Raw genomic sequence first — 23162 nt, 5'->3', positions numbered from 1 at the left:
TGATGTAAATTGTTGGGTTGCCAATAGCGGCAACCCAACCTACGACTACTTATAATAAAAATAAATCTCTACAAGGAAAAATACTCACATGTCAGCAACCCTATTGATCGTCGATGATGTTCCAGAAAATCTCACCATTCTCGGCGAATTGCTGCGCAATGCGGGTTATCGAGTACGGGCAGCAAATTCCGGTATCACCGCATTAAAATACGCGCTGCTCGCGCCGCCGCCAGATTTAATTCTGCTCGATTTGATGATGCCGGAAATGGATGGGCATGAGGTGCTATTGCGCCTGCGAGAAAATCCACAAACCGCCGATATTCCAGTGATTTACGTTACAGCAATGGACAGCTCGGAAACTGAAACGCTGTGTTTAGAACAGGGCGCAGCTGATTTCATTTCTAAACCGCTGATTGCCTCGGTGGTGCTGGCGCGAGTGAGTAATCAATTGGAATTAAAACAGGTGCGCAGTTGGTTGCTGGATCAAAACGCTTTTTTAGAAAGCGAAGTAGCGCGGCGGATTACGGAAGTGCAGGCAGTACAGGATGCGAGTGATCGCGCTCAGGCGCATCTCAATCACCGCATGGAAATGATTCTCAATTCGACTGGCGAAGGTATTCAGGGTTTAGATTTGAATGGAAAGATCGACTTTGTGAATCCCGCAGCGGCGATGATGCTCGGTTATCGACCAGAAGAATTATTGGGAAAAGATTTTCATCGCACGATTCATCACAATCAAAATGATCAACGTGAATGCGGCGTTGATCACGATTGTCATCTGCTTTCCGCAGTGAGAAGCGGCGGAGTGCTTGAAAATTATGCCGATCATTTCTATTGCAAAAATAGAATGCGAATGCCAGTGGAGTATTCCTGTATGCCGTTATTTGAAAACGGTAAACTACAGGGCGCAGTGATTGCTTGGCGTGATGTCAGCGAGCGTAATCATTATTTGGAACAGATTGAACGGAAGTCGAATTTTGATGAATTAACTGGATTGCCTAATCGCAATTTACTCTATGACCGTTTAATGCAAGCATTGGAACGCAGTCGTTTAGAACACCAGCCGTTGACGATATTAACGCTGAGTCTTGATCGGTTTAAAAGTATCAATGCCAATTTGGGACGGGGCGCGGGCGATCAGGCGCTGCGCGTGGTGACGGAGCGGCTGGCACGGTTGCTCACGGCGACGGACACGCTGGCGCGAGTGGAAGGTGATGAGTTCATTTTGGTGACCAAAGCTGATGAGCGAGAAATCATTGCCTATTACGCCCAGCCGATGCTCGATGCTGTGCACGCGCCGCTGTGGATTGATGCGCATGAAATCGTGCTGTCAGCCAGTATCGGCATTGCCACTTTTCCCAAAGACGGCTGCAATGCCGAGCTGCTGTTGCGCAATGCCACCGCAGCGATGACCAAAATTAAAGTCAGTGGCGGTCAGGGTTTTCGGTTTTATGCGCCGGAAATGAACGCTCGTGCATTGGAGCGACTTGATTTAGAAGCAGATTTACGCGATGCCATCAAAAATGGCGGGCTGGCGCTGCATTACCAACCGCAGATTGATCTGCGCAATGGACAAATCATCGGCGCAGAAGCACTGGCGCGATGGCCGCATCCGCGACGCGGGTGGATTTCGCCGGGTGATTTCATTCCGCTGGCGGAAGAATGCGGTTTAATTTGGGCGCTCGGCGCGTGGGTGCTGCGTGAATCCTGCCGTCAAAATAAGGAATGGCAGCAATTGGGTTTGCCGCCGATTACGGTGGCGGTGAATCTTTCGGCGCTGCAATTTACTGCTGGTGATGTCGTGGAATTGACCGCCAAAACTCTGCGCGAAACGGGTTTAGCGCCGGAATATCTGGAATTGGAAATCACCGAAAGCGCAGCGATGAGCGACATGCCGGCATTTATCACTGCGACGCAGCGGCTGAAAGGATTATCGGTGTCGCTGTCGATTGACGATTTTGGTACGGGTTTTTCGTCGCTCAGTTATCTGCGCCAGTTTCATATCGACCGCCTGAAAATTGATCAATCGTTCGTCCGTGACATCGTGCACGATCCCAGCAGTGCCGCAATTATCACCGCAATCATTAACTTAGCGCATGGTCTCAATTTGGCAGCGATTGCGGAAGGCGTGGAAACCGAAGCGCAGTTGCAGTTTTTGCGCAGTCACGATTGCGACGAAATGCAGGGTTATTATTTCAGTCGTCCGCTGGCTGCTTCTGATTTTGAAGTGTTATTGCGCAGCGAGCGGTTGCTGGTATTTCCCAATGAAACGCTCGCGCCGCAGCGCACATTGTTGCTGGTGGATGATGACCCGCAGATTCGTTTGATCTTGGATCGCCTCTTCAGCTATGAAGGTTATCGAGTGCTGGTTGCGGGGCGCGGAACCAATGCACTGGAATTGCTGGCGCTGCATGACGTTGATGTGGTGATTTCCGATGGCGATATGCCCGAAATGGATGGTGCCGAATTGCTGCGGCGGATCAGCTCCATGTATCCGCAAACCTTGCGTATTTTGCTTTCCGGCACACTTGATCCCCTGTTGATTACCCGCTCAGTCAATCAAGGCGAAATCTTCCGCTTTCTCACCAAACCATGGAAAACCGCTGAATTGCGTGAGGCAGTGCGCGAGGCATTTCGCGTCGTTGAAGAACGGAAAAGTCGTCTGCCGTCATCACGCAGTTAAATAATGGATTTCGTTAGCAGTAAAAACACGATGGTTACTAAAAACTGACAACTTATTCCAACCGCGTAACGCTTAAATACAGCGAGATGCCAGATGACTACAGATTCTCGCGCCAGCGATTGGCAAGAACGACAAACCATGGCGGCGCTCGCCGCAGTCGTGCGTCACAGTGATTCAATCATCGTGGTGAAGGATTTAAATCGGCGGGTAATTGCGACCAATCCCGCTTATGCCAGAGCTGCGGGCTATGCTTCCGATGCGGAATTGATCGGTAAAACCGATGCGGAAATCTTCGGCGTGTCACCCGACAGCGAGCCGGTGCACACCTACATGACCGATGATCTGCAAGCGCAGCAGCTCGCGCCCGGCGAGGCGATTATCCGCGAGGAACCGGTGCTCGCCGCAGATGGAAGAACGTTGTATTACTTAACAAAAAAATATCCAATCTACGATGTAGACGGACAATTGATTGCCACTGGCAACATTTCTGTAGACATCACCGCTCGCCGCAATGCTGAGGAACAACTACAGGCAAGCAACGCCGCTCTGAAAATTGCGAACGCTGAAGCACAGGAATTTGCGGCACGGGCAGAAACCGCTAATCGCGCCAAAAGCACGTTTTTAGCCAATATGAGCCACGAAATCCGCACGCCAATGAATGCAATTATTGGCTTAACGCAGTTGCTGCGCCGCGAATTAACCGAAAGTGCGCAAACTCGCCGTCTCGCTAAAATCGAAACCGCAGCGCAGCATTTGCTCAACATTATCAATGGCGTATTGGATTTATCGAAAATCGAAGCGGGACGAATGCAGCTTGAAGAAACGGATTTTGCGCTGGCGGATGTGCTGGATTCAGTACGTTCGTTGATTGACATCAGCGCCAGCGCGAGGGGTTTGGTGATCGCCGTAGACAGCGATCACGTACCGAATTGGCTGCGCGGCGATCCCACGCGGTTGCGGCAAGCGTTGCTCAATTACGCTGGCAATGCGCTCAAATTCAGCGAGCGCGGCACGATTCTGTTATCCGCCAAAGTGTTAGAAGAACGCGACGGGCGATTACTGGTGCGATTTGCTGTGACCGACAGCGGCATTGGCATCGCGCCTGAAGCAGTGGCGCGGCTATTCAATGCGTTTGAACAGGCGGATGAAACGACCACGCGCCGTTTCGGTGGCACGGGTTTGGGCTTGGCGATCACGCGCCATTTAGCGCGGCTGATGGGCGGCGATACCGGCGTAGAAAGTGTTCCCGGTCAAGGCAGTACCTTTTGGTTGACGGCATGGCTAAAACGCGGAACCGGCGTGTTGCCGTTGCAAATGAACATTAAAGATGCCGAGACGCAGTTGTGCGAGCGCCGATTGGGACGACAGGTGTTGCTGGTTGAAGATGATCCGGTGAATCGTGAAGTGGCAATGGAACTGTTGCAGCGCGTCGGAATGGTGGTCGATACCGTGAATGACGGGCTGGAGGCAGTGGAGCGGGCGAAGATGTGTCGCCCCGATGTTCTATTGATGGATATACGAATGCCGCGTTTGGATGGGCTGGCAGCGACGCAGCAAATTCGCATGTTACCCGGCTGGGAAGTGCGCCCGATTATTGCTTTGACGGCGAATGCGTTTGAAGAAGATCGACAGGCCTGTTTAGCCGCAGGCATGAATGACTTTCTCACCAAACCAATTGATGCCAATCAGCTTTACAACATGCTCTTAAAATGGCTTTCAACGAATGCACATGCCACCACGTTTTCAGTGATGAATAAAGAAGCATCATTCACATTACCGGTTGCTGCGGAAATAGATGCAGCAACGATTACTGTGTTTGTCATGCGGTTTAAACGCATGTTAGAAGAAGGTGATATGGCAGCGAATGAATTAATACACACGGAAGCGCCGCTGTTTCGTGCTGCATTTGGCGATCTGAATGAAGAATTGCAGCATTTAATTGAACGCTTTGATTATCTTGGTGCGCTGGCGCTAATGAATTCAGTCTATTGACATGGTTGCAAATTGCGTCACGCCAGTATAAATCGCAATACAAAAAACCAGCGCCATTAAAAAACTGTGTACTCACCGATAAATCTCCGTGAAATGATTACAATGCGAAGGATGATTTTTTAATTGTGTTATTTCTAGCACAAATAAAAAGGGCGCTCGCTGCGCCCTTTGTTTAGCAGGATTATGGGCGATTAAGTGTGCCGCCGATGCCGCAATTGCCAACCGAGCGGGCTGAGTCCAGCCAGAATGAGCGCCAGCGAAGCGGGAACAGGAGCCGGATTGGGCGATGCGTACAAATTGGCAGTCACGATGTCATCGACGTTATAGACAAACCATGGACCGCCAGCGCCACCAAATGCGGTCACGCTCGCCGTCGTGAAGGCAGCGGCGGTATCAATGATGCCAAGAAAATACACGCTATCATCATCAAGCGGCACACCCGCAGCGGCGACTAAACCGACGCTCGTATTGCCTGCTGTCAGGGTGATGTCGCCATTCAACATCTCGCCAGCAGTGATGAAGGTCATGCCAATGGCGAAACTGTTGGCAAAACTCAAATCAAAGTCGTCGCCGTCCATAAACACGCCGTAATCGGTAGTGCCGAGATAATTCGTTCCCGAAGTGGTGAGATTATCATTACGCACCTGCATTGATACACTATACGAGGCGAGTTCATCGTAATGAAAAGTAATGCCGTCCAACGCATTACCGTTGCCGATCAGCGAACCCGCATCTGTTAAATCAAAATCCAGAGTGTGGGTGGTTAAACCCGACAGCGCCGTTAAAAATTCGACGCGGTTGGTATAAGCAATTGGCGCGGATTGGGCAGTCGCACTGACTAGCGCCAGCGCCGCAATAAATAGAAGACGTGACATCGTGGTTACTCCGAATAGTTGTTAGGCGAATTGCCACCGAACGCATAACGCCCGGTGGCGGTTTTACGTCTAGCTAAGGATTAGGGTGCATAAGAGTAGGAATCTGGAGTTGTTTGAGATTGCCCACCGCTAATGCTGGAGCGAGAACCCGAAGCAATGTTGTCTTCACCACCGCTGACGCTGGAGATAGGACCCGAGGCGACGTTCTCTTTGCCGCCGCTGACGCTGGAGAAAGTACCCGAGGCGGTGTTGTTATTCCCGCCGCTGACGCTGGAGCGATAACTCGAAGCAATGTTGTGTTCACCACCGCTGACGCTGGCAACCTCACCTGAAGCTAAATTGTCACTACCGCCAGACACGCTGCCAAAATCTGCGGTCACGGAATTGTGATAACCCGCTAGAAAACCGCCGGTTGCCGTGTAACTGTGTTTTATTCCGACGACCAAGTTATGAGAACCAGTCCGCTCAACCGCTGTCATCCAACCGCCTGAAATATCCCAATCAGTCGGCTCTTCGTTATAGCCAAGAATTAAATTGCCCTTGCCATTTTTCGATTTGGTAGACCCTGTATTGTTGCGTACATGGACGTTGCAACCAGTGAAATAAAGATTTTCACTGTCGCTGTCTGTGCTAATACAAGCGAGGTCGTCTTCCAGAGCAGCGATGCTGGTTGTGTAACCCGACAGCGCGTTATCGAGCGCCGCTGTTGTGACGTAACTTGATAGATTGGGCAGGTCAGTTTTTTGGGCGTAGCCAGACAGCGTGGTACCGAGTGCCCCAGTTGTGACATAGCCCGATAGACTGGGCAGATCAGTTTTTTGGGCGTAGGGCGCGAGATCAGCCGCAGTGAGGAATGTGGTGAGATCGGGGAACGCTGGCAGTTCAGCGGTTTTGGCGTAGGGCATCAACTTGGTATCAAGTGCCGTTGTTGTCACATAGCCGGTTAGATCAACCGAGCTGACGGGCGGAACGCCGTACTGTGTTGCCACAGTGATCGCTTTGCCGCCGGTGACGGTCGCAGCTTGCGCTGAAGCGATATTGTCCTCGCCCCCGCTGACGCTGGCATAAGCAGCCGATGCCTGATTACGCGCCCCCGCTGTTACGCTGGCGTAATCACCCGTCACGACGTTGTAACGTCCACCACTGATAACCGACGTTTGGCCCTCGGCTTTGTTCTCGACGCCACCGCTGACAGCAGAGCGATAGCCAGATGCAATGTTCGCTTGACCACCCTGAACACTGGCTGAAATCCCAGTGGCGGTGTTGTACAAACCGCCGGTGACGCTGGCGTAATTGCCGCTAACAGTATTGTGATAACCGGCGATCAAACCGCTAACCGCCGAATAGCTGTGCAGCGGCCCAACGATCAGGTTATGTGAGCCGGTGCGGTCACGGCTAGAAGAATCCGACTCGTTGTAACCCATAATCAAATTGCCCTTGCCATTTTTCGACTCGGTGACGCCAACACCATTGACCACGCGCACGTTACAACCAGATAACAGTAACTCGTTGGCGTTGCTGGTACTGCTCACGCAAGCCAGTTTGTTATTCAGGGTAGTCACGCTGGTTGATAGCGTGGAAATGTCTGCCGGTAGATCGTCGGTTTTCACATAATCCGACAAATCGGGTGCTGCTGGTAAAGCCGCGACCTGCGCTTTCAAATTCGCGTTTTCGGTTTCTAACTGAGTCACTTTCGTTTGAAGCGTTGAAACAGTGTTGCTCAACGTATTGATAGAGGTTTGTAAATCCTCCAGCGACACCCGTGCTGCCTGCGCAGCGGGTGCGAATGATATGGCGGCTGCCAACGCAACCCACGACCATCGGGTCAAAATGCGAAACATAAAATCAATCCTCGTCACTATTTGAAAAACCAACTGGTATTCGCTCGGAATGCCACTAGCAAACGCACTAAAAGACATCGTGCGCCTGCCCGCCGGTTTCAGATTAACGAGAATAAAAATTCATACACCTGTCCTTTAGGGCAGGTTCGTCAAATTTTTATGTGGTATTTTTGCTAATACTCAGCAGCGCCCGCCTCGGTCGGGCAAGCCACGCCGCCAGCGGTTGAATCCGCGTCAATTCCTCGCCATGTGTGCGCAGCACTTCTTCCGTGTCGTAGTCGGTCTGTAAAGTCAGCCAAAATCCCGGCGTTGTGCCAAAAGCGCGGGATAACCGCAACGCCGTATCCGCCGTAACGCCGCGCTTGCCGGAGCAAATTTCGCTAATGCGCATCGCCGGCACACCAATCTGCTTGGCGAGCCGGTATTGGCTGATGCCCATTGGTTCCAAAAACTCCTCGCGCAGCACCTCGCCGGGGTGAATATTTTTGATCGTGTCCATGCTGTTTCCTCAGTGATAGTCGCAAATTTCCACGCGCTCGGCGTGACCGCTGTTCCACACGAAACAAATGCGCCACTGATCGTTAATTCGGATGCTGTGCTGTCCGGCGCGATCTCCTGAGAGTGCTTCCAGACGATTGGCGGGCGGGATACGCAAATCGTCTAGGCGCTGTGCGGCATTGATCATGCGCAGTTTCCGACGTGCGATCTCCTGAATCTGACTCGGTAGCTTCTTGGTAAAGCGACCTTGCCAGACGGTTTCTGTCGCATCAGTGTGGAATGAAATAATCATAGATTGATGTTATCGCTCAACGATACTATTACCAAGCGATAAGGGTAAGTAACGGTGAATATTCCTGATCGTGTCCATGCTGTTTCCGACCACTACAACTGCATCTCATCCACCAAGCGCACCAGTTCAATCACGCTTTCAACCGCGAGTTTTTCCATCGCGTTTTGGCGATGAAACTTAACGGTGCGCTCAACAATGCCGAGCGCCGCGCCAATCTCAGCATTCGTCTGACCTTGTGCCACCCGCTGAATCACCTCACGCTCGCGCTCGGTGAGCAACGCCATCCGTGCAATCACGACCGTCCGCCGTTCCCTCGCCAACTGGCGCTCGGTACTCAGCGCCAGCGCCTTCGCCACCGCAGCCAGCAGCACGTCGGCATCAACCGGTTTAATCAGAAAATCCACCGCACCCGCTCGAAATCCTGTAATCGCCTCATCAATGCCGCTGCTCCCACTGATAAAAATCAGCGGTGCGTCGCGGTACAACGCCAACTGGCGCTGCAATTCCAGCCCATCAATGTCCGGCATACTCACATCGCACAGCACACAGCATGGACCGGGGAAGCGCGGCTGCTTCTCTCGCAGCGTGGTTAAAAACGCCGTCGCTGACGCGAACGTCTCGCAGGCATAACCTTCCAACTCGATCAAAACGGCGTAGATAAAACAAATCTCGGCATCATCATCAATCAACACCACCCGCCCCCGCGCACAGCGCGCTGCCCGTTCTTGATCAGCGACGGTCACGGGGCGACGGCGTGGCGCATCGTCAGCCATTGCCGAACGCAAGCGGCAAGGTCAGTGTCGCCACTGCGCCGCCGCTCGGTGCATTGGTCAGAGTTAAATCACCACCGTGCTGCGCCGCGATGGTTTGCGAAATCGTGATTCCCATCCCCAACCCACTGGTTTTAGTACTAAAAAACGGTTCGCCAACTCGCGCCAGCGCCTCGGCGCTCAACCCCGCTCCCGTGTCACACATGCGCAGCACTGCCATCCCCGTCTCCTCGCTCAAACTGATGTGAATCTCACGGCGTTCGGCACCAGCCAGCGCCTCAATCGCGTTGCGCAGGACATTGATGAGGATTTGCGACAGTTGCACCGAGTCAGCGTTGATCCGCAACGGCGGCATGTCCGGGTCAAGCGTGATCGTCACCCGCTGCGCTCGTGCTTCGGCAGCAATCAGTTTGACGACCTCCGGCACCAACTGCTGCAACGCCAGCAGTTCGCACTGCGTTGGGCGCGGACGAATAAAGCCACGAATGCGCTCGATGATTTGGCTGGCGCGTTGGGTATTGGACACGATGCGCTCTAAAAACTCGCCGATGGGCGCGGCATGAGCCGCATCGCTGGTGGCAGCCTGTTGCAAACCGCGTTGCACGATTTGCGCATTGGTCAAGATCGCAGCCAGTGGCTGATTCAACTCGTGCCCCAGCGATACCGACATCGCGCCCAGACACCGCTGGCGATCCAGTTGGGTGAGCTGTTCACTCAGGCGCTGATTTTCTTCTGCCCGTGCTTGCGCGGCGGCCGCAGTCATTTTGGCGCTGGTGGAGCGTTCAAGATGAATACCCAGATAACCCATGTTGCTGATGATGGCGACGACGACGGACGCGAGCGCCAACACCAACGCATCTGCGCCTTGGGTAAGAATCGTGGGATGAAAATAGCCTGAGGCGACGACGATGAAGCGAAAACTAAACATCAGCGTCATCACGGCATAACCGAGTCCAATCCAGAAGGCGCTAAAAATCTGTTGCTCGCGCCAGAGTCGCCACGCCCACTTGGTCAGCAAGACATTCATCAGGGTGAAACTGGCAATTCCGAACAGGAAATTGAGCGACGTCTGGTGGTAACACGCAACAGAAAGTGAATAGACGAGAAACAGCAGCGATTCGCCCACCAAACCGATGCCAAGATGCGGATTGACCGGCTTCCAAGCGCAAAGATTGCACTTTGGCGGCAAACGCCACGAAGATACATAAATTGCCCAGTTCATACGCAATTGGCGGCAGCACATCGCGCAGTGCCATGAGCATGGAGCCGGCAGCGACGGCGAGACCACCGCCGCACCAATACCACACCGATGATGTGCGTTGACCGCGCAACACGATCCAAATGGCGAGTGCCATGACGACGCTCATCGCGCTCATATAAACAAACCCTGTGCGGGCATCAAATAGCATGATTTTAATATCCTGATGAGTTAGCGTATGCGCTTTAATTATTCTGTGTTATTCAATCCTGACGCGGTTGATAACTATCTGGAATTAAAATGGTTGGGCGACATTGCGTCGCATCCAAATTGGGAAAGTCCAGCGTGTAATGCAGTCCGCGACTTTCACGGCGGCGCAGCGCCGATTGCACAATTAAATCAGCAACGTCAATGAGATTGCGCAGCTCAATTAAATCGTTATTCACGCGAAAATGACTGTAGTATTCAATCACTTCCTGCGCCAGCAAATCCACTCGTCGTTTCGCCCGGCGCAACCGCTTATTCGTCCGCACAATGCCGACGTAATCCCACATAAAGCGCCGCAATTCATCCCAATTATGCGTGACCACAACTTCTTCATCCGGCTCGGTGACGCGGCTGTCATCCCAATTCGGCACTTCTGGCGGAAATGGGCAATTGATAATTTGTCGTTCAATATCTGCTACTGCGGATTCTGAATAAACCAAGCATTCTAATAATGAATTACTCGCCATCGATTTGCGCCGTGTAAACCCGTGTACGCAGTTTCACCAGTGGCATATAAACCGGGCACATCAGTTCGCGCATATTGATCGACCATCACGCCGCCGCAGGTGTAATGCGCAGCCGGAACAACCGGAATTGGTTCGCGGGTAATGTCAATGCCCAATTCTAAACAACGCCCGTAAATAGTCGGGAAATGCGTAGTGATAAAATCAGCCGATTGATGTGAAATATCGAGATAAACGCATTCTGCGCCGAGCCGTTTCATTTCGTGGTCAATAGCACGAGCGACGATGTCACGCGGGGCTAATTCGGCACGACGATCAAAGCGCAGCATGAAACGTTCGCCATCCGGTAACAATAAATGTGCACCCTCGCCGCGCAGTGCTTCACTAATTAAATAAGTGCGTGCTTGCGGATGATATAAACAGGTAGGATGGAATTGCATGAATTCCATATTGGCAACGCGACACCCAGCACGCCATGCCATCGCAATACCGTCACCAGTGGAAACATCGGGATTGCTGGTGTAGAGATAAACTTTATTCGCGCCGCCAGTCGCGAGTACGACAAAACGCGCTAAAAAGGTTTCTACTTGTCCAGTCTCACGGTTCAAAATGTAAGCACCGAGACAGCGATGTTCCTGCGCATCGCGGAGATGATGACGGGCGGTAATGAGATCGACAGCGATGTGCTGTTCATACAGGCTGACATTGGCGCGAGTGCGAATTTGCGCCTCCAGCGTGGTTTCCACTGCGTGACCAGTGGCATCTGCGGCATGAACGACGCGGCGATAGGTGTGCCCACCTTCGCGGGTGAGGTGATAACCGCCAGCGGAGGTGTATTGCGCATCGCGGGTGAACGCAACGCCTTGATTGAATAGCCAACCGATATTATCTGGACCGCGTTCTACGATGTGTTGCACAACTGCGGGTTCACACAAACCAGCGCCCGCTTCGAGCGTATCGGCAACATGCGATGCCACTGAATCCTGCGCATCAAGCACGGCAGAAATTCCGCCCTGTGCATATAACGTGCTGCCTTCGCGCAAATCACGTTTAGAAATCACAGCAACGGAAATATCGTCCCGCAAGCGCAGCGCGAGACTCAACCCTGCTGCGCCGCTACCGAGAATTAAAACGTCATGACGCACCGGAATTTGGGGCATAGTTTTTTAGCTCACTCGCTTGATGTTTTTAATGAAATTGCAGGGTATTTGTATTCATGGTGACGCATTTAATCATTCAAGGAATGATTAGCGTTGTCAGTTATCAATTGGTAATCGTCATTGCGTTTCCTACTGACAACCGACAACTTTTTACATTCAATACATTTTATTCGGACTGATGCAAAATAACGCCCTGTTCATTCTGCACCGTCACACGCAGCGGAATGCCTTGACGAATACTCGCCGACACCACACAAAAATCTTCAAACAGTGTTTTACAGCGAGCAAAACGCGGCGACGCAGTGACTAATTCATTCACAATCAGCGTGACTTCCAAACCGCCAATCCGTTGGCGTTTCTGCGCATTGCGAACCATGATGCAGGTTGCTTCAGCGCGTAAACAATTGTCTGGCGGTTCTTCTTTGAACACGCAATACAGCAAACTCGCGCTTAAACAATTAGCCGCTGCGGCTGCCAATAGCCGCGACGCATTCGGACCAGATTGTTCGCCAAGTGGCGGCGGCTCGTCCATGATGAGATCAGGTGCACGTTTCCAATCAAAACCCACGTTAATTTGGAAACCCTCTTGCTGTTCAAGACGAATGGTAAAACGCCCTTCTTCTGACATGTCGTGTGTTCCTAAAATAATGTTGATATTAACAAAAATTGAGTTATTTCAGCTTCTTGACCTCAGTGCGGCCTGAGCCGCCAATTCATCGGTGATTATCATGGGGATCAAGACCAAATTAAAACTCATTGGGATTTTGCCGCTGCTGATGGCAATCACGTTTGGGATCACGGCTTATCGTGGTCACGCAAACCTCAGTGAATTGCGCGATCTCACCGCAGTTGCTGACGGAATGCTCGATCAAGTAGAGCAACTGCAAGCGACGGTGCAACGCTTTCTGGAAACTCGCGCCAGCCACTATCGAAACAAGCGTATTTACTGATTGATTCGTTAGAAATTCAAGCCTATGTCGTGGACAACGTTTTGAATACCCTGCCGCACCAACACTGGTGAGTGAATTACGTCGCAGCATTACCCATACGCATTGGCTCGTGATGGAATTAGATGCGCTGTATTTACCCATGCTCACTGCCGCAGATGTCGTGCAAACGCAGCAATTAGCGCGGCGGTTTCAGATTGAAATCAGTCGTATTCAACCAATTCTGCATCAGTTACGACTACTCAGTCATCATCATGTCGTCGATTACAGCAATGAATTATGGAAAATTGAATTTATTCTCATTATTACCACCGCTATATTGGTTTTACTTCTGATGATTCCGGTGCTTTATCGTATTGCTACGGCGCTGCATCTTCTCAATCTTGGTGCGCAGACGCAGAGCTTAAATGGTATTCCACCGCCGCTGCGCATCAATGGAAACGATGAGTTTAGTCAGTTGGCGCGAGAGTTTAATCTCATGTCGCAGCGGTTAGCGCAAGCAGAACAGTCGCGGGAATTCACATGGCGGAATTGGAAAACGCAGTGAAGGATTTGGAAAACTTCAGTTATTCAGTATCGCACGATTTACGCGCTCCGCTGCGAGCAATTGACGGTTTTGTCGCTATTTTAATGGAAGAATATGCGCCACTATTGGATGCTGAAGGCTTGCGCTTATTTGCAGTTGTTAGCACCAATGCTAAAAAAATGGAGCAACTTATTAACGATATTTTGGCGTTATCTCGCGCCGGGCGATTGGAATTGGAGCCGACGCAAATTGAGATGACGGCGTTGGTGTTCGAAGTGTGGGATGCGCTGATTGAACAACAACATGAACGCCCAATTGTGTTTGAATGTGCGCCGCTGCCGGCTATTTATGGCGATGCACGCGCACTGCGGCAGGTTTGGCAAAATCTGCTCGGCAATGCGCTGAAATTTTCAGCTGGATGCAACCCAGCGCGAATTGCCGTCACTGCCCAGCGCGAAGGCAATATGATCCGTTATTGCGTGACGGACAATGGCGCAGGTTTCGATCCGGCTTACCGCGACAAATTATTTGGGTTATTTTTGCGGTTGCACGGCATGGACGAATTTGAAGGCACTGGCGTGGGGCTGGCAATTGTCAAACGTTTTATTCAAAAACATCATGGTGAAGTGACTGGTATCGGTGAAGTTGGTAAAGGCGCAACCTTTTGTTTTACTTTACCAATGACCTGATTTTAATCGTAGGTTGGGTTGCCGTAGTTGGCAACTCAACACAATTTGCACCACAGTCATCCATCACCAAGATTGAATTAAACCGTTATCAGAACATCAAGGCAGTTTTTCATGCGGCAGCGATTATTAAGTTGGGCTGATTGCGACGACCTCTTGATTTCAGCATATTTTAATAAACGGGATGGATGTAATGGAAAGAGAATTAGTCGTTGACATTTTATTGGTGGAAGACAACCCCAATGATGCAGAATTAGCGATTCGTGCCTTAAAAAAACATCATCTTGCTAATCATTTAGAATGGGTAAAAGATGGCGTTGCTGCCTTGGATTTTCTCTTTCAGCGCGGTGAATATGCTGGGCGTTCAGCAACGCTTCCCCGCGTGGTATTACTAGATTTACGACTACCCAAATTAGATGGTTTAGAAGTACTCGCACAGATTCGCGCCAATGCCGATACCCGCGATTTGCCCGTTGTCATTCTTACATCATCAAAAGAAGAACAGGATTTAGTGGCAACCTATCAACTCGGCGTGAATAGCTTTGTCCCTAAACCCGTCGCTTTTGATGAATTTGCCCGTACTGTCGCTGACTTAGGTATGTATTGGGTGCTCGTTAACCGTGTTCCCCCTGATATTCGCAATGACTGAACCGCTACGCATTTTGCTTTTAGAAGATCACCCGACCGATGCCGAGTTGATCGCACGTTTTTTGAAAAAGTCTGGATTGAACTTAATCACTCTGCGCGTCGATCAACACGATTCTTTTGTCAACGCACTCAACGATTTTTGTCCAGACGCTATTCTTGCCGATTACAGCCTGCCGCATTTTGACGGTGTGCAGGCGCTCAATTTAGTGCGTGAACGCGATCCCGATTTACCTTTTATTTTTGTCACTGGTGCACTCGGCGAAGAAGGCGCAGTAGAACTGTTATGTAATGGGGCGAATGATTATGTACTCAAGCATTTGCTTACGCGTTTACCAATGGCATTGGAGCGGGCGCTAGAAACAGCGCGTCGTCAAAAAGCCTTGCATCGCACTGAACAATCCCTGCGTGACAGCGAAGAGCGTTTCCGCGCCATTGTGGAAACCACGCTCGATTGGATTTGGGAAGTAGACGTTGCTGGTTGCTACACCTACGTCAGTCCTGCGTCACAACGGCTGCTCGGCTACGCGCCAGAAGAAATGCTCGGTCAACATTTGACCGCATTCATGCTGCCCGCAGAAGCAGTGCGCATTGCTGCCCGGTTTGCTGAGATCACTGCCAAACGAGAATCGTTTTCATTGTTGGAAAACACCTGTGTACACCGCGATGGGACGCTAATTGAAATGGAAACCAGCGGCATTCCGATTTTTAGTGCCGATGGTCAACTGCTTGGTTATCGCGGGATCGACCGCGAAATCACTGAACGCAAACGGCAAGTGGCGATGTTGCAGTTGCAGGCGCGTCGCGCCAGCGCCTTACTCGAATTGCCCCGCGCTGCCGAACGACTTGATGAAGCGGAATTCATGCAGGTGGGGCAGGAGCTGGCGGAAGAACTGACCGAAAGTCGCATCGCCTTTATTCATTTCGTTAATGACGATCAAGAAACCATCGAGCTGGTGACTTGGTCGCGGCGCACTTTGGAGAGTTATTGCCAAGCTGCTTTTGATCGGCATTATCCAATTAGTCAGGCTGGCATTTGGGCAGATGCGCTGCGCAACCGAATGCCGGTGGTGTTTAACGATTACGCCACTGCGTCGTACAAACACGGTCTGCCCGAAGGTCACGCGGAATTGACCCGCTTGATTAGTGTGCCGGTGATGGAAGGCGATCGGGTGCGCATGATTGCGGGCGTGGGCAATAAAGACAGTCTCTACACCGAGTTAGACGTGGAAAGTGTGCAGCTCATCGCCAATGAGATTTGGCGGATCGTGCGCCAGCGCCGCGCTGAACAGGCGTTGCGAGAGAGTGAAGAGCGATTTCATGCCCTGTTTGAAAATATGCGCAACGGCGTCTGCGTGTATGACGCTAGCGATGACGGATTAGAGTTTTATTTCCGCGATGCTAACCACGCCGTTGAACGCATTGAACAGTTGACACGCTCCGCAATGCTCGGCAAACCCGTGACCGAAGTGTTTCCGGGGATTGCTGCCAGCGGTTTGTTAGCGGTGTGGCAGCGGGTGTGGCGCACCGGTCAATCGGAAGATATGCCGCCGACGTTCTATCAAGATGAACGGATTTCCGGCTGGCGCGAGAACTTCATCTATCGGCTGCCACATGGAGAACTGGTGACGGTGTACGCAGATGTCACCGAACGAAAAGCGTTGGAGCGGGCGCTGGAGGAAAGTCGGGAACGGCTGACGCTGGCGCTCGAAGGTTCGGACATGGGCATGTGGGATTGGCAGGTGCAAACCGGCAAAACCCAGTTCAATGAACGCTGGGCTGAAATGCTCGGCTATACGCTCGCTGAGTTGCAGCCGACCACCCTCCAAACTTGGCTTGATCGGTGTCATGCCGATGATCTTGAACTCGTTAATAAAAAATTAGATGAGCATTTTCAAGGACTCACTTCGCATTACGAATGTGAATTGCGTTTGCGCCACAAGGACGGGCATTGGCTGTGGGTTCTGGATCGCGGCAAGGTCGTCGTCCGCGATGAAAACGGACAGCCGCTGCGCATGGCGGGAACGCATCTGGACATCAGTGCGCGTAAACGGGTTGATGAAGAATTACGCAAGCTGTCTTTGGCAGTGGAGCAAAGCCCCACCAGCATCGTGATTACTGATCTCAATGCGCAAATTGAATACGCCAATCCAGCATTTACGCGGTTTCTGGTTACACGCTCGAAGAAGCGAATCATCAAAATCCGCGCATTCTCCAATCCGGGAACACGCCGCGCTGGGTGTATGACGAACTCTGGGCGACATTGAAAGCTGGCGAGGTATGGCGCGGTGAATTTCACAATCGGCGCAAAGACGGCAGCGAATATGTGGAATTGGCGATCATTTCGCCGGTGCGCCAGCCGGATGGTCAAATCACCCATTACCTCGCAGTCAAAGAAGACATCACCAGTCATAAGCAGGTTGAAGAAGAGCTGAAACATTACCGTCTGCATTTGGAAGAGCTGGTGGAAACCCGCACCGCCGAACTCAAAAGTACCGAGGAACGCAGTCGCCTGATTCTCGAATCCAGTGCTGACGGGCTGTATGGCGAAGATGTCAATGGTGTTGCCACCTTCATCAACCCGGCTGCCTGCGCCATGATCGGTTACACCGCCGAGCAGGTACTGGGTCAATGTATGCACGATTTGATTCACCACCGCCACGCCGACGGTTCGCCATATTCCAAAGAAGACTGTCCGATTCAACGGGCGTTATTGCACGGCGAAGTGCTGCGACAAGATGAAGACGTGTTTTGGCACGCCGACGGACATTCGTTTCCCGTGTCTTATTCGTCGCATCCGATGTATCGCAACGGCGAACTGATCGGCGCAGTCGTGAGCTTTTTTGATATTTCCGTGCAAAAACAAACGGAAGCAGCGCGAGAAGCGGCATTGGCAGAAGCCGAGCGGCTGGCGCGGTTAAAAAGTGAATTTCTCGCCAACATGAGCCATGAAATCCGCACTCCGCTCAATGCCGTGCTGGGATTTGCCCAAATTGGTGTGCGCCAAAGCGAAGGACGTAAATCTCAGGATTTCTTTAGACGTATTCTCGATTCTGGGCAATTGCTGCTGGGCGTTGTGAACGACATTTTGGATTTCTCCAAAATGGAAGCCGGCAAACTTAACCTCGAACAGGGTTCGTTGGACGTGCGCGAGGTGATCGAACACGCAGCGGATCAATTGCGCGAACGGGCGCTAGATAAGGGTTTAGAACTGCGGGTTGAAATTTCTCCAAACTTGCCCGCGACTTGCCAAGGTGACGCGCTGCGGCTGACGCAGGTGCTCGGCAATCTGCTGTCCAATGCGATCAAGTTCACCGAACACGGCAGCGTGCGGCTGGCGGTGGAAAGTTGCCGGTTGATGGAAAATTGTCAGTCAACTGGCAATCAACCACTCAACGCCGATAAACGCAGCGTCAGCCAGTCAATGATTGAAAACTGCCCACTGAAACCAGACCACTGTCAACTGATCACTGAGCATTGCCCACCGACTGACAACTGCCTGCTGTTTACCGTCACTGACAGCGGCATCGGCATGACCGAGCAGCAGGTGTCGCGGCTCTTTCGTCCGTTTGAACAGGCAGATGGTTCGATTACGCGCCGTTTTGGTGGCACTGGGCTGGGGCTGGCAATCAGTAAACGCTTGGTTGACATGATGGGCGGCACGATCACGGCAACCAGTCAGCTTGGTCAGGGCACTTGCTTTGCCGTGCAGATTCCGTTGTGCAATGCCAAAGGCGTGATTACCGATGCCAAGGTTCCGTTTGCACCGCCGTTACTCGATGTGCGGCAACGTTTGCACGGGTTGGTGATTTTGGTTGCCGAAGATAATTCAGTGAACCGTTTGGTGCTCAAAGAATTGTTGCGGGACGAAGGCTGTCGGCTGGTGCAGGTGGAAAACGGGTTGCAAGCCGTGGAGCAGGTCACGAGTAACACGACACCTGCGTTTGATCTGGTGTTGATGGATGTGCAAATGCCGGTGATGGACGGCTTTGAAGCAGCGCGACTGATTCACGCATATCGACCAACATTGCCGATTGTGGGTTTGACTGCCCACGCGCTGCCGTCGGAACGGCGGCAATGTTTGAACGCGGGCATGATCGATCACGTCGCTAAACCAGTGGAATTGGAAACGCTGGTCGAGGTGATTTTGAAATGCGCCACCTTATCGCTAACCGCAACGACTGCCGCTGATGTGCCGCCGCTGCTGCCGGAATCGCCAACAGATGAGCAATACCATGACGCACCGCTGATGGATTGGACGGCGCTGGCGCTGCGTTATCAAACCCGCCCAGCGTTTTTGCCGAAGTTGTTGGAATCGGTGCTGGTCGGATGCGTGACCTATCCCGATGATTTGCGCCACGCCGCCAGCCGCGGTGAGATGACGCGCTTGGCTTTTCTCGCGCACACGTTGAAAGGAACGGCAGGCAATCTATTTGCAAAACGTTTACAAACCTTGGCTGCCAGCACCGAATACAACGCTCGCGCTGAATTGCCAGAAGCAACACGTCAGGCCTTTCAATTGGCAAATCTATTAGAGACATTGCTGCGCGACATCACCGATCGTTTAGTCGTTTTGACTCCGCCGACCATCAATCCATCGGTTGTGATTGACATTGAATCAAAGGTGATTGCAGCGTTAATTGATCAATTAGAAGCACTGCTTATGATTGATGACACGGCAGTCAATACGCTTTTTGAGGAAAACGAAGCACTGTTATTGCGGACATTTGGCGAACAGGCGCGTCAATTGAATCGTCAAATTGAGCGTTTTGATTATCAAGCAGCGTTGAATACGTTACGCACTTTCAAAACACGGGAGTTCGCCACGTTCTCGCCAATTCCTCCGGCATCATCGGATGACTGAATAAATAACCCTGCCCTTCGACACAGTTTTCTTCTAGCAAAAATGCGACCTGCGCTGACGTTTCAATGCCCTCAGCGAGCGTTTCCAAACCCAGACTGCGACCCAACGCGAGAATCGCTCGCACAATCGCATCGTCATTGGTGTCTTGCGTTAACTTTTCCACAAAAGAACGGTCAATTTTCAAGCGGTTAAGTGGCAGCCGTTTGAGATACGCCAGCGACGAATAGCCCGTGCCGAAATCGTCCACCGCCAGCGTCACGCCCAGCTCGCGCAATGCCGCCAACGTTTGAATGCCGCTTTCCGGGTTGCGCATAATCATCGACTCGGTGACTTCCAATTCAAGACGTTCTGGCGCAACGCCAGTGCGTTCCAGAATATCTTTAATTTCAGTCACTAAACTTTTACGTTCCAGCTCTCGCACCGACAGATTGACCGCCAGACGCGGCACGAGAAAACCCGCTTGATCCCAGCGAATGATCTGTTGACAGCTTTCCTCCAGCACCCACGCGCCAAGGCGATCAATCAGTCCAATGTCTTCGACAATTGGAATAAATTGGTTCGGCGAAATCATGCCGAGAAGTGGATGTTGCCAGCGACACAAGGCTTCCACGCCGCGCAATTGCTGGCTGCTCAGATCAATTTGCGGTTGATAATGCAGAAAAAATTCTTGGCGCGTCAGTGCGCCGTGCAGGTCGTGCTCCAACCGCAGCCGCTCGGTTGCGCCCTCGGTCATCGCCGAGTCAAAGAAACAGAAACCGTTGCGCCCGCCGTTTTTAGTCTGATACATGGCGATGTCGGCATGACGCACCAGCGCGTCGATGTCCACGCCGTCTTGCGGATACAAACTCACGCCCATGCTGGCGGTCACAAATAATTCGTGTTCTTCCACGATGAACGGCTGGCTGAATGCGGACATCAGCCGCTCGGCAAAATTGGCAGCAAACCGCGCTGCCGGAATGTCGTCGAGAATGATGACGAACTCGTCACCGCCGAGGCGGGCGATGGTGTCGGATTCGCGCACCTGTTTGGAAAGTACGTTCGCTACCTGTTTAAGCAGCGCATCGCCGACCGGATGTCCCAGCGTGTCGTTGACGATTTTGAAGCGATCCAAATCTAAAAACAGCAGCCCAACTTGATGGTGACGACGCGCAGCGCGTTGTAAACATTGTTCTAATCGCGCTTGAAACAGTGTGCGATTCGGCAGCCCAGTCAGTGAATCGTGATGCGCGAGATAGGTCAGTTTTTCTTCCGACCGCTTGAGATGCGTGATGTCACGGAACACGCCGACGTAATGCGTTAACTCACCGCAGCCATCAACCACTGCGCTGATGGTCATCAGTTCCGGGTAAATCTGCCCATTTTTATGACGGTTCCACAGCTCGCCGCGCCATTGCCCAGCGCGGCTTAATTCTGCCCACATATCATGGTAGAACTCGGCGTTGTGTCGCCCAGAGTTGAGCAAACGCGGTGTCGCACCGAGCACTTCTTCCTCGGTATAACCGGTGATTTCCACGAAGGCGCGATTGACCGCCAAAATCCGTTCTTCAGGATCAGTGATCACCACGCCTTCCGCAGTGTTTTCAAATACTCGCGCTGCCTGCCGCAGAGATTTATCGGCTTCCATGCGCGTACTGACGTCCTGAATCGTGCCCAATAACTTGACTGCGACGCCGTGCTCCAGCAGCGGTTCACAGGCCACTTGCACCCAAATTGAGCGATTGCGAGCCGTGATAATTCGCGCCTGCGTGTCAAATGGCTGACCTAGCGAGATCGCCAAATCCATCATTTTTTCTAATTTCGGGCGATCATTCGGATGAAAAAATTGCAGACCACCTTTGAATGACGGCGTTTCGGTCAGCGCCAGCTCAAAAATGTCATACGTCACTGGTGTCCAGCGCATGGTGTTCGTCACGGGATCAAGTTCCCAGCCGCCCACTTTCGCCATTCGCCCGGTGGCATTCAGAAAATCCTCGCTGCGTTTCAATGCTTCTTCAAAACGTTTACGCGCAGTGATATTGCGATTGACACCACGCCGACCGAGACAGCGTCCATCTTCAGCAATCACTGGATTACAAATGTGTTCGATCCAACGCTCCTCGCCGTCGCGGGCGAAAATACGCAATTCCAAACTGTCAACTTCACTGGCATTGGGATCGACAATCGACGTTAAGGTTTGAATGTGTTTGAGCCACTGCGCCCGATCCGCTGGATGAATGAGATGCGCGAACAGCTCCGGGTCATCAATAAAGGCTTCGGCTGGATAACCAGTGAGTTTGAAACAAGCTGGAGAAACATAACGATAGACGCCATCAGGACCGAGCCAGTATTCCCAATCCGGGCTGTATTGCGCGAGCACCCGATAACGCTCGCGGCTTTCGCGCAGATGTTCTTCATCGGCATGGCGATCTAAAAAGCCGGCGACGTGCGTGGCTACAGCCATTAACAGCGATTGCTCTTCCGGCAGAAAATGCACCCGTTCTGCGTTATCCGGTGGAGTGCGGTAAATCACTGAAATATCGCCCTGACAACCCTTCGCCAGAAAAATCCGCGCCGTGAGCATCCATTCAGTGACGACAAAATTGGCGGTCTCAAAACACGCATCCGGCAAGCGAATTCGCGCCTCTGCCAGCTCCGCAAACTGCCATGCCGCCGGAAGCCGCTCCACGATTTGCCGCAACGCCACTTCAACTGGCGTTTCCACTCGATGCGTTGCTGCCAGCACGTCGTGTAAACACGCCAACTCTTTCAAGCGTTCTTTAAGATTGACTTCGCTGCAACGCAACCGCTCGGTGGTTTCAAATAAATCTTGGCGCTGGCGCACTGCATCGCTGCGATCAATCACCGCGCACACAAATTGCGGCGGCGCATCCTCAATAGTCGGCAGCGGCGCAAAATGTAGATCACCGATAAAGGAGCCGAGATTACCGCCGCGAAAATGAATTTCCTGAAGTTCAAGCGTTTGATTGCCCGATAGTTTTGACCACGCGCCAACCACCGTGCTGCGATCTACTTCGTCAATTAAACGTGCAAAAAAATGTTGATGAAAATGCGCATCTTTTAGATTAAATAATCGCTGTGCCGCTAAATTGCTTTCTTTAACTAAACCAGTGCGATCAATGACCAATTCCGCTACCGGTAAGCTATTAAAAAACGAGGTAAAGCGATTCAAAGCGTCTTGGCTTTGGCGCTGGCTACGCAACAATTCTTCATTCTGAATTTCGAGTTCAGCTTGATAGATACGCAGGTTTTCAACCAGTGCCGCAACTTTCAAATCGCTATTGGCGAGCACTTCATCTGCAAGATCAAAACGCCCTTGCTGTAGCGCCAGCAGCGCACGTTCCCGCAATTCTTCGGGAGAAATATGAATCAATTCGTTAATACGAGCAGAGTCATCCTGACCCCCTTTTTGCTGTCTACTCATCCGTTTTTCCGTGAGAAAACCCCGAGTGCATGG

17 protein-coding genes and 1 pseudogene are annotated in these 23162 nt (G+C 51.9%); 8 read left to right on the top strand and 10 right to left on the bottom strand.

Going from position 1 to position 23162, the window contains the following annotated elements:
* The first annotated feature begins 88 nt into the window (after positions 1-88).
* Positions 89-2683, top strand: a complete 2595-nt coding sequence (locus CXB77_RS11575; RefSeq protein WP_105073989.1) for an EAL domain-containing protein — start codon at positions 89-91, stop codon at positions 2681-2683.
* A 93-nt stretch (positions 2684-2776) separates the two neighbouring features.
* A complete protein-coding gene (locus CXB77_RS11570) occupies positions 2777-4675 on the top strand; it encodes a PAS domain-containing hybrid sensor histidine kinase/response regulator (protein ID WP_105073988.1) in 1899 nt (632 codons plus the stop codon).
* A gap of 191 nt (positions 4676-4866) precedes the next feature.
* Here CXB77_RS11570 and CXB77_RS11565 read toward each other — a convergent pair whose 3' ends face one another.
* From CXB77_RS11565 to CXB77_RS11530, 9 genes and pseudogenes are all read right to left on the bottom strand, one after another.
* On the bottom strand, positions 4867-5550 hold the full coding sequence (locus CXB77_RS11565) for a hypothetical protein (protein ID WP_105073987.1): 684 nt from the start codon (positions 5548-5550) through the stop codon (positions 4867-4869).
* Positions 5551-5630: 80 nt separating this feature from the next.
* Positions 5631-7391, bottom strand: a complete 1761-nt coding sequence (locus tag CXB77_RS11560) for a hypothetical protein (protein WP_146108801.1) — start codon at positions 7389-7391, stop codon at positions 5631-5633.
* Between the two features lie 157 nt (positions 7392-7548).
* The gene (locus CXB77_RS11555) at positions 7549-7890 is read right to left on the bottom strand and encodes a HigA family addiction module antitoxin (RefSeq protein ID WP_105073985.1); all 342 of its coding nucleotides are present in this window, start codon (positions 7888-7890) and stop codon (positions 7549-7551) included.
* A gap of 9 nt (positions 7891-7899) precedes the next feature.
* A complete protein-coding gene (locus tag CXB77_RS11550; RefSeq protein WP_105073984.1) occupies positions 7900-8181 on the bottom strand; it encodes a type II toxin-antitoxin system RelE/ParE family toxin in 282 nt (93 codons plus the stop codon).
* 92 nt (positions 8182-8273) lie between these two features.
* Entirely contained in the window at positions 8274-8954 is a 681-nt protein-coding gene (locus CXB77_RS11545; RefSeq protein WP_105073983.1) for a response regulator transcription factor, read from the bottom strand.
* The gene (locus tag CXB77_RS11540) at positions 8947-9969 is read right to left on the bottom strand and encodes a sensor histidine kinase (RefSeq protein WP_172452647.1); all 1023 of its coding nucleotides are present in this window, start codon (positions 9967-9969) and stop codon (positions 8947-8949) included. Before CXB77_RS11540 ends, CXB77_RS11545 begins: the two co-directional genes overlap by 8 nt.
* On the bottom strand, positions 9920-10360 hold the full coding sequence (locus tag CXB77_RS19750) for a hypothetical protein (protein WP_172452646.1): 441 nt from the start codon (positions 10358-10360) through the stop codon (positions 9920-9922). The genes CXB77_RS11540 and CXB77_RS19750 overlap by 50 nt, the downstream gene beginning before the upstream one ends.
* 52 nt (positions 10361-10412) lie before the next feature.
* Positions 10413-12040 (bottom strand): annotated as a pseudogene (gene nadB, locus CXB77_RS11535) (L-aspartate oxidase).
* Between the two features lie 166 nt (positions 12041-12206).
* Entirely contained in the window at positions 12207-12668 is a 462-nt protein-coding gene (locus CXB77_RS11530) for an OsmC family protein (protein WP_105073981.1), read from the bottom strand.
* A 100-nt stretch (positions 12669-12768) separates the two neighbouring features.
* Here CXB77_RS11530 and CXB77_RS11525 point away from each other — a divergent pair, with 100 nt between their 5' ends.
* From CXB77_RS11525 to CXB77_RS11500, 6 genes are all read left to right on the top strand, one after another.
* The gene (locus tag CXB77_RS11525; RefSeq protein ID WP_105073980.1) at positions 12769-12990 is read left to right on the top strand and encodes a hypothetical protein; all 222 of its coding nucleotides are present in this window, start codon (positions 12769-12771) and stop codon (positions 12988-12990) included.
* Between the two features lie 67 nt (positions 12991-13057).
* On the top strand, positions 13058-13534 hold the full coding sequence (locus tag CXB77_RS11520) for a HAMP domain-containing protein (RefSeq protein ID WP_105073979.1): 477 nt from the start codon (positions 13058-13060) through the stop codon (positions 13532-13534).
* The gene (locus CXB77_RS11515; protein ID WP_105073978.1) at positions 13510-14202 is read left to right on the top strand and encodes a sensor histidine kinase; all 693 of its coding nucleotides are present in this window, start codon (positions 13510-13512) and stop codon (positions 14200-14202) included. Before CXB77_RS11520 ends, CXB77_RS11515 begins: the two co-directional genes overlap by 25 nt.
* A gap of 190 nt (positions 14203-14392) precedes the next feature.
* Entirely contained in the window at positions 14393-14848 is a 456-nt protein-coding gene (locus CXB77_RS11510) for a response regulator (protein ID WP_242445653.1), read from the top strand.
* Positions 14841-17111 (top strand): PAS domain S-box protein, encoded by a 2271-nt coding sequence (locus tag CXB77_RS11505; RefSeq protein WP_105073976.1) that lies wholly within the window; start codon positions 14841-14843, stop codon positions 17109-17111. Before CXB77_RS11510 ends, CXB77_RS11505 begins: the two co-directional genes overlap by 8 nt.
* The gene (locus CXB77_RS11500; RefSeq protein WP_347338121.1) at positions 17000-19708 is read left to right on the top strand and encodes a PAS domain S-box protein; all 2709 of its coding nucleotides are present in this window, start codon (positions 17000-17002) and stop codon (positions 19706-19708) included. The genes CXB77_RS11505 and CXB77_RS11500 overlap by 112 nt, the downstream gene beginning before the upstream one ends.
* Here CXB77_RS11500 and CXB77_RS11495 read toward each other — a convergent pair.
* Complete coding sequence (locus tag CXB77_RS11495) at positions 19650-23129, bottom strand: EAL domain-containing protein (protein ID WP_105073974.1); 3480 nt, start codon at positions 23127-23129, stop codon at positions 19650-19652. The two genes, CXB77_RS11500 and CXB77_RS11495, sit on opposite strands and share 59 nt — an antisense overlap.
* Between the last annotated feature and the right edge of the window lie 33 nt (positions 23130-23162).

Source organism: Chromatium okenii, from assembly GCF_002958735.1.
In the GTDB taxonomy this organism is placed as follows: Bacteria; Pseudomonadota; Gammaproteobacteria; order Chromatiales; family Chromatiaceae; genus Chromatium; species Chromatium okenii_A.
Note: the sequence above shows the minus strand (reverse complement) of the source record. Positions and strands in the feature narration are given on the sequence as shown.